Origin of the sequence: Enterobacter cloacae complex sp. SHL009 (genome assembly GCF_049237205.1) — a bacterium.
GTDB classification, from domain to species: domain Bacteria; phylum Pseudomonadota; class Gammaproteobacteria; order Enterobacterales; family Enterobacteriaceae; genus Enterobacter; species Enterobacter cloacae_M.
The window spans coordinates 356,107-370,011 of the sequence record NZ_JBMKIW010000001.1 but is presented as its reverse complement, the minus strand read 5'-3'; the positions used below and the strand labels follow the sequence as shown (position 1 = coordinate 370,011).

At 54.2% G+C, this 13,905-nt stretch carries 15 protein-coding genes; 11 read left to right on the top strand and 4 right to left on the bottom strand.

Annotation, left to right across the window (positions count from 1 at the left end):
* Nucleotides 1-11: 11 nt before the first annotated feature.
* From ACOTZC_RS01750 to ACOTZC_RS01715, 8 genes are all read left to right on the top strand, one after another.
* Nucleotides 12-572: a lipoprotein gene (locus ACOTZC_RS01750; RefSeq protein ID WP_023311126.1), complete on the top strand. Its 561-nt coding sequence runs from the start codon at nucleotides 12-14 to the stop codon at nucleotides 570-572.
* A gap of 126 nt (nucleotides 573-698) precedes the next feature.
* A complete protein-coding gene (gene pyrC, locus ACOTZC_RS01745; protein ID WP_023311125.1) occupies nucleotides 699-1,745 on the top strand; it encodes a dihydroorotase in 1,047 nt (348 codons plus the stop codon).
* A gap of 74 nt (nucleotides 1,746-1,819) precedes the next feature.
* Nucleotides 1,820-2,065, top strand: a complete 246-nt coding sequence (dinI, locus tag ACOTZC_RS01740; RefSeq protein WP_421635562.1) for a DNA damage-inducible protein I — start codon at nucleotides 1,820-1,822, stop codon at nucleotides 2,063-2,065.
* 274 nt (nucleotides 2,066-2,339) lie between these two features.
* Nucleotides 2,340-2,594 (top strand): biofilm formation regulator BssS, encoded by a 255-nt coding sequence (gene bssS / locus ACOTZC_RS01735; protein WP_008500827.1) that lies wholly within the window; start codon nucleotides 2,340-2,342, stop codon nucleotides 2,592-2,594.
* A gap of 116 nt (nucleotides 2,595-2,710) precedes the next feature.
* Nucleotides 2,711-3,829: an N-methyl-L-tryptophan oxidase gene (gene solA, locus ACOTZC_RS01730; protein WP_421635561.1), complete on the top strand. Its 1,119-nt coding sequence runs from the start codon at nucleotides 2,711-2,713 to the stop codon at nucleotides 3,827-3,829.
* A gap of 60 nt (nucleotides 3,830-3,889) precedes the next feature.
* Nucleotides 3,890-4,003, top strand: coding sequence for a YceO family protein (locus ACOTZC_RS01725; protein WP_032639612.1), 114 nt, complete (start codon nucleotides 3,890-3,892; stop codon nucleotides 4,001-4,003).
* A 207-nt stretch (nucleotides 4,004-4,210) separates the two neighbouring features.
* Nucleotides 4,211-4,777 (top strand): cytochrome b, encoded by a 567-nt coding sequence (locus tag ACOTZC_RS01720; protein ID WP_239632258.1) that lies wholly within the window; start codon nucleotides 4,211-4,213, stop codon nucleotides 4,775-4,777.
* Between the two features lies 1 nt (nucleotide 4,778).
* A complete protein-coding gene (locus tag ACOTZC_RS01715; RefSeq protein ID WP_045401851.1) occupies nucleotides 4,779-5,357 on the top strand; it encodes a YceI family protein in 579 nt (192 codons plus the stop codon).
* A gap of 41 nt (nucleotides 5,358-5,398) precedes the next feature.
* On the opposite strand, the gene ACOTZC_RS01710 is transcribed toward ACOTZC_RS01715, so the two are convergent.
* On the bottom strand, nucleotides 5,399-6,448 hold the full coding sequence (locus ACOTZC_RS01710) for a rhodanese-related sulfurtransferase (protein ID WP_163353678.1): 1,050 nt from the start codon (nucleotides 6,446-6,448) through the stop codon (nucleotides 5,399-5,401).
* A gap of 221 nt (nucleotides 6,449-6,669) precedes the next feature.
* On the opposite strand from ACOTZC_RS01710, the gene ACOTZC_RS01705 reads away from it, so the two are divergent.
* The 3 genes from ACOTZC_RS01705 (at nucleotide 6,670) to ACOTZC_RS01695 (ending at nucleotide 9,426) form a co-directional block, all read left to right on the top strand.
* On the top strand, nucleotides 6,670-7,596 hold the full coding sequence (locus tag ACOTZC_RS01705) for a Kdo(2)-lipid IV(A) acyltransferase (protein ID WP_421635560.1): 927 nt from the start codon (nucleotides 6,670-6,672) through the stop codon (nucleotides 7,594-7,596).
* 140 nt (nucleotides 7,597-7,736) lie between these two features.
* On the top strand, nucleotides 7,737-8,954 hold the full coding sequence (gene mdtG, locus ACOTZC_RS01700; protein WP_045401848.1) for a multidrug efflux MFS transporter MdtG: 1,218 nt from the start codon (nucleotides 7,737-7,739) through the stop codon (nucleotides 8,952-8,954).
* A 97-nt stretch (nucleotides 8,955-9,051) separates the two neighbouring features.
* A complete protein-coding gene (locus ACOTZC_RS01695) occupies nucleotides 9,052-9,426 on the top strand; it encodes a MysB family protein (RefSeq protein ID WP_023311118.1) in 375 nt (124 codons plus the stop codon).
* 6 nt (nucleotides 9,427-9,432) lie between these two features.
* Here the strand turns inward: ACOTZC_RS01695 and ACOTZC_RS01690 are convergent, their stop codons facing one another.
* The 3 genes from ACOTZC_RS01690 to mdoG all read right to left on the bottom strand — a co-directional run bounded on the left by ACOTZC_RS01690 (nucleotide 9,433) and on the right by mdoG (nucleotide 13,820).
* Nucleotides 9,433-9,660, bottom strand: a complete 228-nt coding sequence (locus tag ACOTZC_RS01690; protein ID WP_033145189.1) for a YceK/YidQ family lipoprotein — start codon at nucleotides 9,658-9,660, stop codon at nucleotides 9,433-9,435.
* Nucleotides 9,661-9,745: 85 nt separating this feature from the next.
* A complete protein-coding gene (gene mdoH / locus ACOTZC_RS01685; RefSeq protein ID WP_163353677.1) occupies nucleotides 9,746-12,274 on the bottom strand; it encodes a glucans biosynthesis glucosyltransferase MdoH in 2,529 nt (842 codons plus the stop codon).
* Nucleotides 12,267-13,820: a glucans biosynthesis protein MdoG gene (gene mdoG / locus ACOTZC_RS01680; RefSeq protein ID WP_021240787.1), complete on the bottom strand. Its 1,554-nt coding sequence runs from the start codon at nucleotides 13,818-13,820 to the stop codon at nucleotides 12,267-12,269. The genes mdoH and mdoG overlap by 8 nt, the downstream gene beginning before the upstream one ends.
* Between the last annotated feature and the right edge of the window lie 85 nt (nucleotides 13,821-13,905).

Genomic DNA, 13,905 nt, shown 5'->3' with positions numbered 1-13,905 from the left:
TGAGGAACACTATGAAGAAAATTGTCTTTGCCGCGGCATTAGTTGTCAGCGGCCTGCTGGTTGGCTGTAACCAGCTCACGCAATATACCGTCAGTGAACAGGAAATTAATCAGGCGCTGGAAAAACATAACAATTTCTCTAAAGACATTGGCGTGCCGGGTCTGGCAGACGCCCATATCGTCCTCACAAACCTGACCAGCCAGATCGGTCGTGAAGAGCCAAACAAAGTCACCCTTGCCGGTGATGCGGATCTCGATATGTCCTCCCTCTTTGGCAATCAGAAAGCCAACATCAAGCTCAAGCTGAAGGCACTCCCTGTTTTCAATAAAGAGAAAGGGGCAATTTTCCTGCAGGAGATGGAAGTCGTCGATGCGCAGGTGTCGCCGGACAAGATGGCACCGGTTCTGCAAACCCTGATGCCCTATCTCAACCAGTCGCTGCGAAATTACTTTAACCAGCAGCCCGCGTACGTCTTAAGCGAAGACAAAAGCAAGGGTGAAGCTCTGGCGAAAAAATATGCAAAAGGTATAGAGGTGAAACCGGGAGAAATTATCATTCCTTTCACCGATTAACCTGAAGGGCGCTGTGGCGCCCTTTTTTTTACGGAAAAGTGTGCAAACGAAAACGTTTCCGCTTATGATTTGTGTCCGGCAAAAACAGCCATCCTTATGACTGATTCCTGACAAGCCGGAGCTTCCATGACTGCACAACCCCAGGTTCTTAAAATCCGCCGCCCTGACGACTGGCATATCCATCTGCGTGATGGCGATATGCTGAAAACCGTCGTGCCTTATACCAGCGAAATTTATGGCCGCGCGATTGTCATGCCTAACCTGGTTCCACCAGTCACCACCGTCGATGCCGCGATTGCCTATCGCCAGCGCATCCTGGATGCCGTTCCTGCGGGACACGATTTTACCCCGCTGATGACCTGCTATCTTACCGACTCGCTGGATCCGAACGAAGTGGAGCGCGGGTTTAACGAAGGCGTATTTACGGCGGCGAAACTCTACCCGGCAAATGCCACCACCAACTCCAGCCACGGCGTCACCAGCATTGATGCCATCATGCCGGTTCTGGAACGTATGCAGAAACTGGGCATGCCGCTGCTGGTCCATGGTGAAGTCACGCATGCCGAGATTGACATCTTCGACCGTGAAGCCCGCTTTATCGAGACCGTGATGGAGCCTCTGCGCCAGCGCCTGCCCGCGCTTAAAGTGGTCTTTGAGCATATCACCACCAAAGACGCGGCAGAGTATGTGCGCGACGGCAACGATCTTATCGCCGCCACCATTACGCCACAGCACCTGATGTTTAACCGTAACCACATGCTGGTGGGCGGGGTGCGTCCTCACCTGTACTGTCTGCCTATTCTCAAGCGCAACATCCACCAGCAGGCGCTGCGCGAGCTGGTTGCCAGCGGGTTCTCCCGCGCGTTCCTCGGCACCGATTCCGCACCTCACGCCCGCCACCGCAAAGAGGCGAGCTGCGGCTGTGCAGGCTGCTTCAACGCCCCAACGGCACTGGCCAGCTACGCGACCGTCTTTGAAGAGATGAACGCGCTCGAACATTTTGAAGCGTTCTGCTCCCTTAACGGCCCGCGCTTCTACGGCCTGCCGGTCAACGACACCTTCATCGAACTGGAGCGTAAAGCGAGCCACGTTGAGGAGTCCATTGCGCTGACGGATGACACGCTGATCCCATTCCTGGCGGGCGAAACCGTTAACTGGACGGTAAAACGTTAAAAAATCAATGCCCCTTGTTGTCAAACCGATAATATACCTGTATAAATAAACAGTATATTACACAGGGGGCATTTATGCGTATTGAAGTCACCATAGCCAAAACAACTGTTCTACCTGCCGGCGCGCTTGATGCACTGGCAGGCGAATTATCCCGCCGTATTAACAACACCTTTCCCGACAACGCGGGTGCCGTAACGGTGCGTTACGCCGCGGCGAACAACCTCTCCGTCATTGGTGCTGCGAAAGAAGATAAAGATCGCATCAGCGAAATCCTGCAGGAAACGTGGGAAAGCGCAGACGACTGGTTTACCGCAGATTAACACTGCTCCCTCATTGTGTTTTTTTGCCGGGTCGCCCCGGCTTTTTTTTGTCTAAAAATCCTGCAAGTTCAAATTAATTCGGCATCTTCTTTAAAAATCGTGAACGAGATGGTGTTTTATTGTTCGAACAATCCTAAAAAGCAGAAAAATGTGTTGCCACCTGTTTATTTTTCCCGTTGGAACCCTTATTACTTGGTATACTGAAGATGCTTTCAGAAAAACATGCATTGAACCTCAAAGCCGTTGTCTTCTAACACGCATTAAGGGGGTTATAATGGAAAAGAATAGTGAAGTGATCCAGACCCATCCACTGGTTGGCTGGGATATCAGTACCGTAGATAGCTACGATGCGCTGATGCTGCGTTTGCACTACCAGACCCCGAATCAACTCAACCGTGAAGAAGCGGAAGTTGGACAGACGTTGTGGCTAACAACAGACGTCGCCCGTCAGTTTATTTCTATTTTAGAGGCAGGTATTGCAAAAATAGAATCTGGCGACTATCAGGAAAATGAGTATAAACGGCACTAAGCTTATGCCCACTTTTCTCTCTACAGGCACCCTCGCGGTGCCTTATTTATTTCTCCCTTGTCTAACCCCGCGTTGTTAATTACTCTGCTAACAAAACATCAGGTTACGAGATGCATATGAGATACGACTTAATCATTATTGGTAGCGGCTCCGTGGGTTCCGCTGCCGGTTATTACGCAACACAGGCAGGTCTGAAGGTCCTGATGATCGATGCCCACCTCCCTCCTCATTCGGAGGGTAGCCATCATGGCGATACCCGCCTCATCCGCCATGCGTATGGCGAAGGCGAGCGCTATGTCCCGCTGGTGCTTCGCGCCCAGACGCTGTGGGATGAACTGGCGAAACAGACCGAAGATCGCATTTTCGAACGTACCGGCGTCGTCAACCTGGGCCCGGCCCAGTCTGAATTTCTCGCAGGCGTCGAGCGCAGCGCGAAAGCCTTTAATCTGGACATTGAGAAGCTGGACGCGACGGGCATTACCGCACGCTGGCCTGAAATTACCGTCCCGGACGATTACATCGGCCTCTTTGAAGCCCACTCCGGCGTGCTGCATTGTGAAACGGCGATCAAAACCTGGATCGATCTTGCCGCGAAGGCCAGCTGTGCGCAGCTGTTTAATTGTCCAGTGGAGGCCATCACGCATGACGCTGATGGCGTCACGGTAACGACTCTTGACGGCGACTATTCAGCGTCCCGCCTGCTCGTCAGCGCAGGAACCTGGGTCACGCGCCTGCTGCCGGAACTGCCGATCCAGCCGGTGCGCAAGGTCTTCTCCTGGTTCCAGTCGGATGGCCGCTACAGCGCGCAGAATAAATTCCCGGCCTTCACCGGCGAATTGCCGAATGGCGATCAGTTCTACGGTTTCCCTTCCGAGAAAGACGCGCTGAAAATCGGTAAACACAACGGTGGCCAGGCTATCTCCACCCCTGAAGGGCGTAAGCCTTTCGGCGCCTTTCCGCAGGATGGTTCAGAAGCCTTCACGTTCCTGCGTACTATTCTTCCGGGCGTCGGCGGCTTGCTGTATGGCGCGGCCTGTACCTACGACAACACCCCGGATGAAGACTTTATCATTGATACGCTGCCGGGGCATGACAACGTCCTGCTGATTACCGGGCTGAGCGGCCACGGCTTTAAGTTTGCTTCCGTGCTGGGCGAGATCGCCGCACAGTTTGCCCAGGGCATCGCGCCGCAGTTTGATCTGACGCCCTTCTCACTCTCGCGTTTTAACGGATAATCCGCCACGAGCTCCGGAGGTTTCGGGGCTCGTTTCATTCACACTGCATTACGGGGCGTTATGCGCAGGATCGTTAACTTTCTGATGAATAATATTCGCGAGCATTTCATGCTCTACATCTTATTGTGGGCGCTGCTGGCCATTATTGACTTTGTTTACATTGTATTTTACTGAAAAGCCTTACTGACAATAATTGACGTTAATTTATCTTTATTGAAGCTCACCATTTCGCTTGCACGAAGAGATTGAATTAGCTTTAGCGATCATTTTCAAAATTGCTGAAATAAATAAAATAAAAATTAATAGACAATTATTTCAGTTGCAATATCCCGCCTTCCCGTTCATTTTTACTTTCCGGTTAATTTGAAAATGGACATTCTGATGCAATTGCGTAACTCCTCCCGGCGCTACGGAATAATATCCATAGGTTTGCACTGGATATTTGCTCTTGCCGTCTACGGTATGTTTGGACTTGGACTCTGGATGGTCACGCTCAGCTATTATGACGGCTGGTATCACCAGGCACCGGAGTTGCATAAAAGCATTGGCGTTCTCCTGATGATGGGGCTGGTTTTTCGCGTAATCTGGCGACATATTTCCCCGCCGCCCGCCGCGCCAAAAACTCACAGCAAATTTACCCGCGTCAGTGCAGTCGCCGCGCATATCGCGCTCTATGCGCTGCTCTTCGCCATTCTGATTAGCGGCTACCTTATCTCGACGGCGGACGGTAAGCCGATTAGCGTTTTTGGCCTGTTCGAGGTTCCGGCAACGCTTAGCGATGCTGGGACGCAGGCCGACACGGCGGGGGTTGTTCACCTCTGGCTTGCCTGGAGCGTGGTGATCCTCTCCGTGCTGCACGGGTTTGCCGCCCTCAAACACCATTTCATTGATAAAGACGATACGCTAAAGCGCATGCTTGGCCGCTCGTCAGTTGACTCTGGAGCATAAAATGAAAAAACACCTGCTGGGTATCGCCCTGGGTTCTCTGTTATTCACCGCCGGTTCCGCCGTGGCGGCGGATTATAAGATTGATAAAGAGGGCCAGCACGCTTTCGTCAATTTCCGTATTCAGCACCTGGGCTACAGCTGGCTGTACGGCACCTTTAAGGATTTTGACGGCACGTTCACTTTTGACGAGAAAAATCCCGCGGCCGATAAAGTCAATGTGACGATTAATACGAACAGCGTCGACACGAACCACGCAGAGCGCGATAAACACCTGCGCAGTGGGGAGTTCCTTAACGTCGCGAAATTCCCGCAGGCGACCTTCACTTCTACTGAGGTGAAGAAAGACGGTGATAAACTGAATATTACCGGCAACCTGACGCTTAACGGCGTAACAAAACCGGTCACGCTTGATGCTAAATTACTGGGTCAGGGTGACGATCCGTGGGGCGGTAAACGCGCAGGTTTTGAAGCGGCGGGTAAAATTCACCTGAAAGATTTTAATATCACAACGGATTTAGGTCCGGCGTCTCAGGACGTTGAGCTGATTATTTCCGTTGAAGGTGTACAGCAGAAATCATAATAGATTCGCCCGGCAGGCTTTCGCCGTGCCGGGCGTTATTATCATTCCGGGTCAGGGATACCCAGTTTGGTATTCAGACGGCCGCGTGATTTATTGAAAATCTTGTTGCCGTTTTCACGTCCTGCGCGACGGCGACGCTGCTCTTCTTCCGGCAGGATGCTCTCTTCGCTGCACAATTCGCTACAGCAGCCGTTAAACTTCTCGGCACAGGCCGGGCACTGAATAAACAGCAGATGGCACCCGTCGTTTTTGCAGTTGGTATGAGTATCGCACGGCGCGCCGCACTGGTGGCACTGGGAAATAACGTCTTCCGAGATACGCTCACCCATACGCTCGTCAAAAACAAAGTTTTTCCCGATAAAGCGCACCGGTAAACCCTGCTCGCGGGCGCGGCGGGCGTACTCGATAATGCCGCCTTCAATATGCCAGACCTTATTAAAGCCGTTGTGCTTCATCCACGCGCTGGCTTTCTCACAGCGGATACCGCCGGTGCAGTACATAACGATCTTTTTATCTTTATGTTCCTGCATCATCTCAACCGCTTTGGGCAGCTGCTCGCGGAAGGTGTCGGCCGGGATTTCCATCGCGTTCTCGAAATGTCCCACTTCGTACTCATAGTGGTTACGCATATCAATGAACACGGCATCCGGATCGTCCAGCATCGCATTCACTTCCGCGGCCTTCAGATATTCACCGACATCCGCCGGGTTAAACTCGGGATCGTCGATACCGTCCGCCACGATGCGCTCACGCACCTTCATGCGCAGCACCCAGAAGGATTTCCCGTCATCGTCCAGAGCAATGTTCAGGCGCAAGCCGTCGAGGGCCGGATCGAACTGATAAAGCACGTCGCGGAAGGCGCTGACTCTGCTTTCCGGTACGCTAATTTGCGCGTTAATGCCTTCACGGGCAAGGTAGACGCGGCCGAAGACGTTCAGGGCCGTGAACGCCTGATAAAGCGCATCGCGGGTCGCCTGCGGATCGTCGATCGTGAAGTATTTATAGAAAGAGATGGTTGTGCGCGGTTCGGTTTCAGCCAACATACGCGCTTTCAACATCTCATTCGACACGCGGTTGTGTAACACTGGCATGGTGTACAGTCCTGGAATCGTTAGAGAGAATTAAAAATCGGTCGGCATCATATAGCAAACAAAACCAATTTACATCCACACAATTTACGCTACATTTCACACACCCTGATTAATCAGGCTTAACAATTGCTGTATTCGTGCACGCTTCGAAAGCAGATATTTTGGCTATGTCTCAAAAAATGAGACACTAGCAAAACAGGACGTTTGAACACAGGAAAGACATGACCCAGTTACCAAAATTTACTGCCGCCCTTTTGCATCCCCGCTATTGGTTGACCTGGCTTGGCATCGGCTTTTTATGGCTTCTGGTACAGCTTCCCTACCCTGTTATTTTTCGGTTGGGTAAATTTCTGGGCCGTTTCGCACAGCTGTTTATGAAGCGTCGCGCCAGAATTGCGTACCGCAATCTTGAGCTCTGTTTTCCGCAGATGAGCGAGCCAGAGCGTCACGATATGGTCGCGAAGAATTTCGAATCCGTCGGGATGGGGCTTATGGAGACCGGCATGGCGTGGTTCTGGCCGGACAAACGCATGGCCCGCTGGAGCGAGGTGACGGGAACCGGCATAGAGCCTGTGCATACGCTTCAGGCCAACCAGACGGGCGTTTTGCTGATCGGCGTCCATTTCCTGACGCTGGAAATCGGGGCGCGCATGTTTGGCATGCAGGCGCCGGGCATTGGCGTTTATCGTCCTAACGATAACCCGGTCATCGATTTAATCCAGACCAACGGCCGCATGCGCTCCAACAAAAGCATGATCGACCGTAAGGATCTGAAGGGGATGATCCGCGCGCTGAAATCCGGCGAAGTGGTCTGGTATGCCCCCGACCACGATTATGGTCCACAGGCCAGCGTATTTGTTCCCTTCTTCGCCGTTGAAGAGGCCGCCACAACGACCGGTACCTGGATGCTGGCGCGGATGTCTAAAGCTGCCATCGTGCCTTTCGTCCCTCGCCGTAAGCCGGATGGTTCAGGCTACGAGCTGATGATGCTGGAGCCGGAGCTTGCGCCGCCGCTCGACGATGCGGAAACCACCGCACGCTGGATGAACAGCGTTGTGGAGAAGTGCATCATGCTGGCGCCCGAGCAGTACATGTGGCTGCACCGCCGCTTTAAAACGCGGCCACAAGGCACGCCGTCCCGCTATTAATCCTCATGCGGTCCTCAGGGCCGCATGCCGTTTTAGCTTTAAAAGCTCCTCGTCATTGCGGCAATCATAACCCCGGCGCATAATTAGCAGGCTTATTACTTTATGCTTCAGGTGCTCTGCACCTCATTATGCGGATAGTTATGTCACCCTCAGATGCCCCCATAAACTGGAAGCGTAACCTCGCGGTTGCGTGGCTTGGCTGTTTTCTTACCGGCGCGGCCTTTAGCCTGGTTATGCCCTTCCTGCCGCTCTACGTCGAACAGCTAGGCGTGACGGGCCACAGCGCGCTCAATATGTGGTCCGGTCTGGTATTCAGCATCACGTTTCTCTTTTCCGCGATGGCCTCGCCCTTCTGGGGCGGCCTTGCCGATCGCAAGGGGCGGAAAATTATGCTGCTGCGTTCGGCGCTGGGGATGGCCATTATCATGGCGCTGATGGGCGTGGCGCAGAACGTCTGGCAGTTTCTGATCCTGCGCGCGCTGCTGGGCCTGTTGGGTGGATTTATTCCCAACGCGAATGCCCTGATTGCCACGCAAATTCCCCGCCATAAAAGCGGCTGGGCGCTGGGCACGCTCTCAACCGGTGGCGTGAGCGGTGCTCTGCTTGGACCGCTGGCCGGGGGATTACTGGCGGATAACTACGGCCTGCGCCCGGTCTTCTTTATCACCGCCAGCGTGTTGTTCCTGTGCTTTATCGTCACCCTGCTCTGTATCCGGGAAAACTTCACGCCTGTCGCCAAAAAAGAGATTCTCCACGCCAGAGAGGTGCTGACCTCGCTCAAAAATCCCAGACTGGTGCTGAGCCTGTTCGTGACGACAATGATTATCCAGGTGGCTACCGGGTCGATTGCCCCTATTCTGACGCTGTACGTTCGCGACCTGGCGGGTAACGTCAGCAATATTGCGTTCATCAGCGGACTGATTGCCTCCGTACCCGGCGTGGCGGCGCTGCTGAGCGCCCCGAGACTGGGTAAACTGGGAGACCGGGTGGGTCCGGAGAAAATCCTGATCTCCGCGCTGGTGATCTCCGTCCTGCTGCTTATCCCGATGTCGATGGTGCAGGCTCCGTGGCAGCTGGGCTTACTTCGCTTTTTGCTGGGAGCCGCCGACGGCGCGTTGCTTCCCGCCGTACAGACCCTGCTGATTTACAACTCAACGAACCAGATTGCCGGGCGTATTTTCAGCTATAACCAGTCATTCCGCGATATCGGTAACGTCACCGGACCGCTGCTCGGAGCCGGGATCTCAGCCAGCTTCGGTTTTCGCGCCGTCTTTATCGTGACGGCGGGCGTCGTGTTGTTCAATGCCATTTATTCATGGTTCAGTTTATCCCGCGCGCTGCGGCCCGTGACGGAATAAGACGAACGCCTGACAGCTTATTTTCGCATTCATACTTGCAGAATCTTATATTCAGCTATTCTTTCCCTGAAACCTTCTGGAAAACAGGGAGACACCAATGACCATGTACGCCACGCTGGAAGAAGCTATTGATGCCGCTCGTGAAGAGTTCCTCGCCGACAACCCCGGCGTTGAAGAAGAAGATGCTGACGTGCAACAGCTTAATATCCAAAAATACGTTCTGCAGGATGGAGATATTATGTGGCAGGCCGAATTCTTTGCCGATGAAGGTGAAGAAGGGGAATGTTTGCCGATATTAAGTGGTGAAGGTGCGCAGGCCGTCTTTGATGGCGACTATGACGAAATCGAACTTCGGCAGGAATGGCTGGAAGAGAACACCCTGCACGAGTGGGATGAGGGTGAGTTTCAGCTTGAGCCGCCGCTGGATACGGAAGAAGGTCAAACCGCAGCCGATGAGTGGGACGAGCGTTAATTTACGCTATTCGTAAGGGCCGTGGCTGGCGTCGATCGGCAGCAACAGCGTGTCGAAAATCAGCGAGAACGGCAGATCGAGCACGGTCAGGTAGCGCCATGCGGAATCACGAAGATCCCATTTCACGCCCGGGTAATACTGATTTCCGTGGCCTTGCCCTGGAATGGTGCGACTGATGATACTGCCGCAGCCGCTGAGCAGGCATGCCACCATAACGACGATGATTATTCTCATCTTTAACCTCTAAAAAAATACCGGCGATTAAGCCGGTATTTTATCTGGCGGGTGGCGATTCGCTTACCCGTCCCTTCTTAACAACTTACTTCGCCTTCAGCGCGAGCGGGTTCAGCTTCACGTCCTTATAGTAATTCACCCACGAAGAGTATTTCTCCGGAGCGGACCACACGCGGTAGTGAAGACGCGCCATTGTCACCGGGTCGCTCAACAGCACCAGACGACGGTCGCGGTTGAGTTTTTCCGGGGTCTCGTTAAGCGCCTGCTCAACGTGACGATCGCGGGCAATCTCAAGCACCTGGCTGGCGCGGTGACGCGCCGTCGCCATTGCCGTTGCCAGGGCGTTGAATGACGGGTTAAACACGGCGTGCATGAAGCCGTCATCCAGCGAGCGACTGCGGTTCTGTTCCAGGTAACGATCGGTATCCACCAGCACCTGCGGCGGGGAATATTCTTCCGGGATCAGGAAGAGTTTCCAGCGTTTGGTTCGCAGCCCCACCGTTGAACGGCTGGAAATCACGGACACAAACGGCGACAGGATCAGCGAGAAGACAATCGGTGCCAGCCAGAACAGGAAGCGCAGATCCAGCCAGGCCATCCCGGCCGCCCACACCAGACCCAGCAGCAGCTGAGAGCCGTGTCGCATAAAGGCTTCTCCCCACGGCGTGGAGTCATCGTCACGCTGCGGCGAGTTCCAGACCACTTCCCAGCCCAGGAACGCACTGACCACAAACACGGTGTGGAACAGCATACGTACCGGCGCCAGCAGGACGGAGAACAGCACTTCCAGCAGCAGTGAAAGGGTTACGCGGAAGAAACCGCCGTACTCTTTCGAGCCTTTGCACCAGATCAGAATGATACTGAGCAGCTTAGGCAGGAACAGCAGCACCATGGTGGAAGCAAACAGCGCAATCGCCAGCTCCGGACGCCACTGCGGCCACACCGGGAACAGCTGCCGCGGTTGCAGGAAGTATTGCGGCTCCGTCAGGGCATGAACCACCTGTAAGGCAGTCGACAGCGCCAGGAACATAAACCACAGCGGTGCAGAGAGATAGGACATCACGCCGGTCAGGAATACCGCACGGTGAACCGGGTGCATCCCTTTTACCAGGAACAGGCGGAAGTTCATCAGGTTACCATGACACCAGCGGCGGTCACGCTTGAGCTCGTCCAGAAGGTTCGGCGGCAGCTCTTCGTACGATCCCGGCAGGTCGTAGGCAATCCAGACGCCCCAGCCAGCACGACGCATCAGCGCCGCTTCTACGAAGTCGTGCGACAGAATAGAACCGGCAAACGAACCCTCACCCGGCAGCGGCGCCAGCGCACAGTGCTCAATGAACGGCTTCACGCGGATAATGGCGTTGTGGCCCCAGTAGTGCGATTCACCCAACTGCCAGAAGTGCAGACCCGCCGTAAACAGCGGCCCGTAAACACGGGTGGCGAACTGCTGGCAGCGCGCATACAGCGTGTCCATACCGGACGCTTTTGGCGAAGACTGAATGATACCCGCGTTAGGGTTGGCTTCCATCAGGCGCACCAGACCGCTCAGGCAGTCTCCGCTCATGACGGAGTCAGCATCCAGCACCACCATGTAGCTGTACTGGTTACCCCAGCGACGGCAGAAGTCATCGATGTTACCGCTTTTACGCTTCACGCGACGACGGCGGCGGCGGTAGAAGATCTGGCCTTTGCCCTGCACTTCTGCAATCAGCTCCATCCACGCTTTTTGTTCCGCAACGCAGATATCCGGGTTGTAGCTGTCGCTCAGGATGTAAACGTCGAAATGCTCCGCGTTGCCGGTCGCCTTCACGGACTCCCAGGTCGCACGCAGGCCCGCAAATACGCGGTCAACGTCTTCGTTACAGATAGGCATAATCAGCGCGGTACGGTGCTCGGGATTGAGGGGTTCATCCCCGACCGTTGACGCTGAAATGCTGTATTTGTCACGCCCCATGAGCAGCTGCAGGAAGCCCATCAGCGCGGTCCAGAAACCGGCCGAGACCCAGCAGAAGAGGACCGCGAACAGCAGGAGAATGCCACTCTGCAGGATATACGGCAGCAGCTGCATGAAGGAGACCCAGAGATCCTGGCCCATCATGTCCGTCGGATTGATAAACGCCCAGCCCTGGTAAGGCAGGATAGTTTTCATGTACCAGGTTGCGACGACCGTCTGCGCAAGCGTCAGAAGCAGCAGGATATAGCGACGGATTGTCCCGACGGTACGCCATTTCTGTTCGGACGCCTGCTCTTCTTTCGTCAGGCGCGACAGATAGCGCGGCGTCACATCACGCCCGCGCAGGCGATCCCAGAAGCGACCCACCGGGTTGGTGCGCCATGGATCGGGGAACATAGAGGAACGCGTAGCCTTCGGCATCGCCTGAAGCTGATCGCGTCCTTCATCGTCTTTAATCAACTGCCCTTCCGCCAGCGAGTCCGGCCAGGCCTGCTCCAGACGCGCCTTGACTGACCCAAGCGGCGTATCATCATCACGGGAAAACGTATGATGTTCACCATCCAGCGCGGTGTGAACCGCGCGGATGTCGCTCTTTGGCAGTGCCGCTTTTTCGATATCCGTCAGCGGCATGGCATCAATATATTCAGATGTATTATTCATTGGCAGGTAGCTGATAGCTCCAGGTTTCACTCAGCGGCTGATCGTTACTGACCAGCGCAGCACGCATTTCAGTGGTCTGTTTCGGATCTTTCACTTTCACGCGCAGGGTCAGACGCCAGCCTTTGGTTACCGGGTTGTAACGCACGGTATTCTCAACGATTTCACCGTTATCACCGATGCTGGCCTGAGCGGCAACGGCGGTGTCCGGTGACAGTTTCTTCATATCCTGGCCTGTGAAGTCCACGACAAACGCCACGGTACCGTCAGGCTGACGGATAAGATTAGACTGCTTCACATCACCCGTTGAGCGGCGAGTCTGCATTACATACGCGTTATCCGGCGCATGCAGCTTATCTTCGTCGCGGCTGAAGGTAATGGTGTACTTGAAGTTCATCTCTTTACCGGCTTCCGGCAGCTGATCCGGCGTCCAGTAAGCGACGATGTTATCGTTGGTTTCGTCGTTGGTTGGAATTTCTACCAGCTCGACCTTACCTTTACCCCAGTCACCGTTTGGCGTGACCCAGGCGCTTGGACGCTGGTCATAGCGATCGTCCAAATCTTCAAAGCGGGAGAACTGACGACCACGCTGCAGCAGGCCAAAACCTTGCGGGTTTTCCATTGCGAAGCTGCTAACCGCCAGATGTTTCGGGTTATTCAGCGGACGCCAGATCCACTCACCGTTACCGGCATGAATAGACAGACCGTTGGAGTCATGCAGTTCCGGGCGGAAGTTGGTTGCCGGTGACGGCTGGTTCGGCCCGAACAGGAACATACTGGTCAACGGCGCAACGCCCAGCTTGCCCACTTTATCACGCAGGTAAACCTTGGACTGCACGTCAACTACCGTGTCACGACCCGGCATAATCACAAAGCGATAGGCACCGGTTGCACGCGGGGAATCCAGGAGTGCATAAATGGTCAGACGCTTATCCGTTGGTTTTGGACGTTCAATCCAGAACTCACGGAAACGTGGGAACTCTTCACCTGATGGCAGCGCGGTATCAATAGCCAGACCGCGCGCAGAAAGCCCGTACACCTGCCCCGCGCCAATGACGCGGAAATAGCTGGCTCCAAGCATGCTGACGATTTCGTCGTTTTTATCTTTGCTGTTGATTGGGTAAAGCACCTTAAAGCCTGCAAAGCCCAGGTCTTTCACCGTATCTTTGTCGTGTTGCACATTGCCAAAATTGAAGTAATCCGGGCTGTACTTGATCTTACGTACCGCGGTTGCCGTCACTTCATTGATGGCAACAGGCGTGTCGAAGTACATACCCTGATGATAAAATTCAAGCTTGAACGGGGTTTTAATATTGCTCCAGTACGCTTTGTCGTGATTGAACTGGATCTGCTGATAGTCCGCATACTTCATGTCGCGGAAAACGGAGGGCAAGTTACTTTTCGGCGCTTCGTAGCTCTTGCCTGCCATCGATTTTGCCTGTTTTGCGACATCGTCGATGTTAAAGGCCAGTGCCGATGAGGTATACAGTGATAACACCACTGCAGCACCCAACCAACGCATTTTCATCATCTGTGGTTTATGTTTCATAATAAGTAAGCACTTCCCCCTTTGTGTGCTTATATCGATCCGATCCATTTTAATGGAAACTCAGGCAATCCGACAACATTATCAC

Coding starts and splice junctions, on each gene's coding strand:
- mdtG (WP_045401848.1), top strand. CDS start 7,737: ATGTCACCCTCAGATGCCCCCATAAACTGGAAGCGTAACCTCGCGGTT.
- ACOTZC_RS01695 (WP_023311118.1), top strand. CDS start 9,052: ATGACCATGTACGCCACGCTGGAAGAAGCTATTGATGCCGCTCGTGAA.
- mdoG (WP_021240787.1), bottom strand. CDS start 13,820: ATGAAACATAAACCACAGATGATGAAAATGCGTTGGTTGGGTGCTGCA.
- ACOTZC_RS01750 (WP_023311126.1), top strand. CDS start 12: ATGAAGAAAATTGTCTTTGCCGCGGCATTAGTTGTCAGCGGCCTGCTG.
- ACOTZC_RS01725 (WP_032639612.1), top strand. CDS start 3,890: ATGCGCAGGATCGTTAACTTTCTGATGAATAATATTCGCGAGCATTTC.
- pyrC (WP_023311125.1), top strand. CDS start 699: ATGACTGCACAACCCCAGGTTCTTAAAATCCGCCGCCCTGACGACTGG.
- ACOTZC_RS01705 (WP_421635560.1), top strand. CDS start 6,670: ATGACCCAGTTACCAAAATTTACTGCCGCCCTTTTGCATCCCCGCTAT.
- solA (WP_421635561.1), top strand. CDS start 2,711: ATGAGATACGACTTAATCATTATTGGTAGCGGCTCCGTGGGTTCCGCT.
- ACOTZC_RS01715 (WP_045401851.1), top strand. CDS start 4,779: ATGAAAAAACACCTGCTGGGTATCGCCCTGGGTTCTCTGTTATTCACC.
- mdoH (WP_163353677.1), bottom strand. CDS start 12,274: ATGAATAATACATCTGAATATATTGATGCCATGCCGCTGACGGATATC.
- bssS (WP_008500827.1), top strand. CDS start 2,340: ATGGAAAAGAATAGTGAAGTGATCCAGACCCATCCACTGGTTGGCTGG.
- dinI (WP_421635562.1), top strand. CDS start 1,820: ATGCGTATTGAAGTCACCATAGCCAAAACAACTGTTCTACCTGCCGGC.
- ACOTZC_RS01690 (WP_033145189.1), bottom strand. CDS start 9,660: ATGAGAATAATCATCGTCGTTATGGTGGCATGCCTGCTCAGCGGCTGC.
- ACOTZC_RS01710 (WP_163353678.1), bottom strand. CDS start 6,448: ATGCCAGTGTTACACAACCGCGTGTCGAATGAGATGTTGAAAGCGCGT.
- ACOTZC_RS01720 (WP_239632258.1), top strand. CDS start 4,211: ATGCAATTGCGTAACTCCTCCCGGCGCTACGGAATAATATCCATAGGT.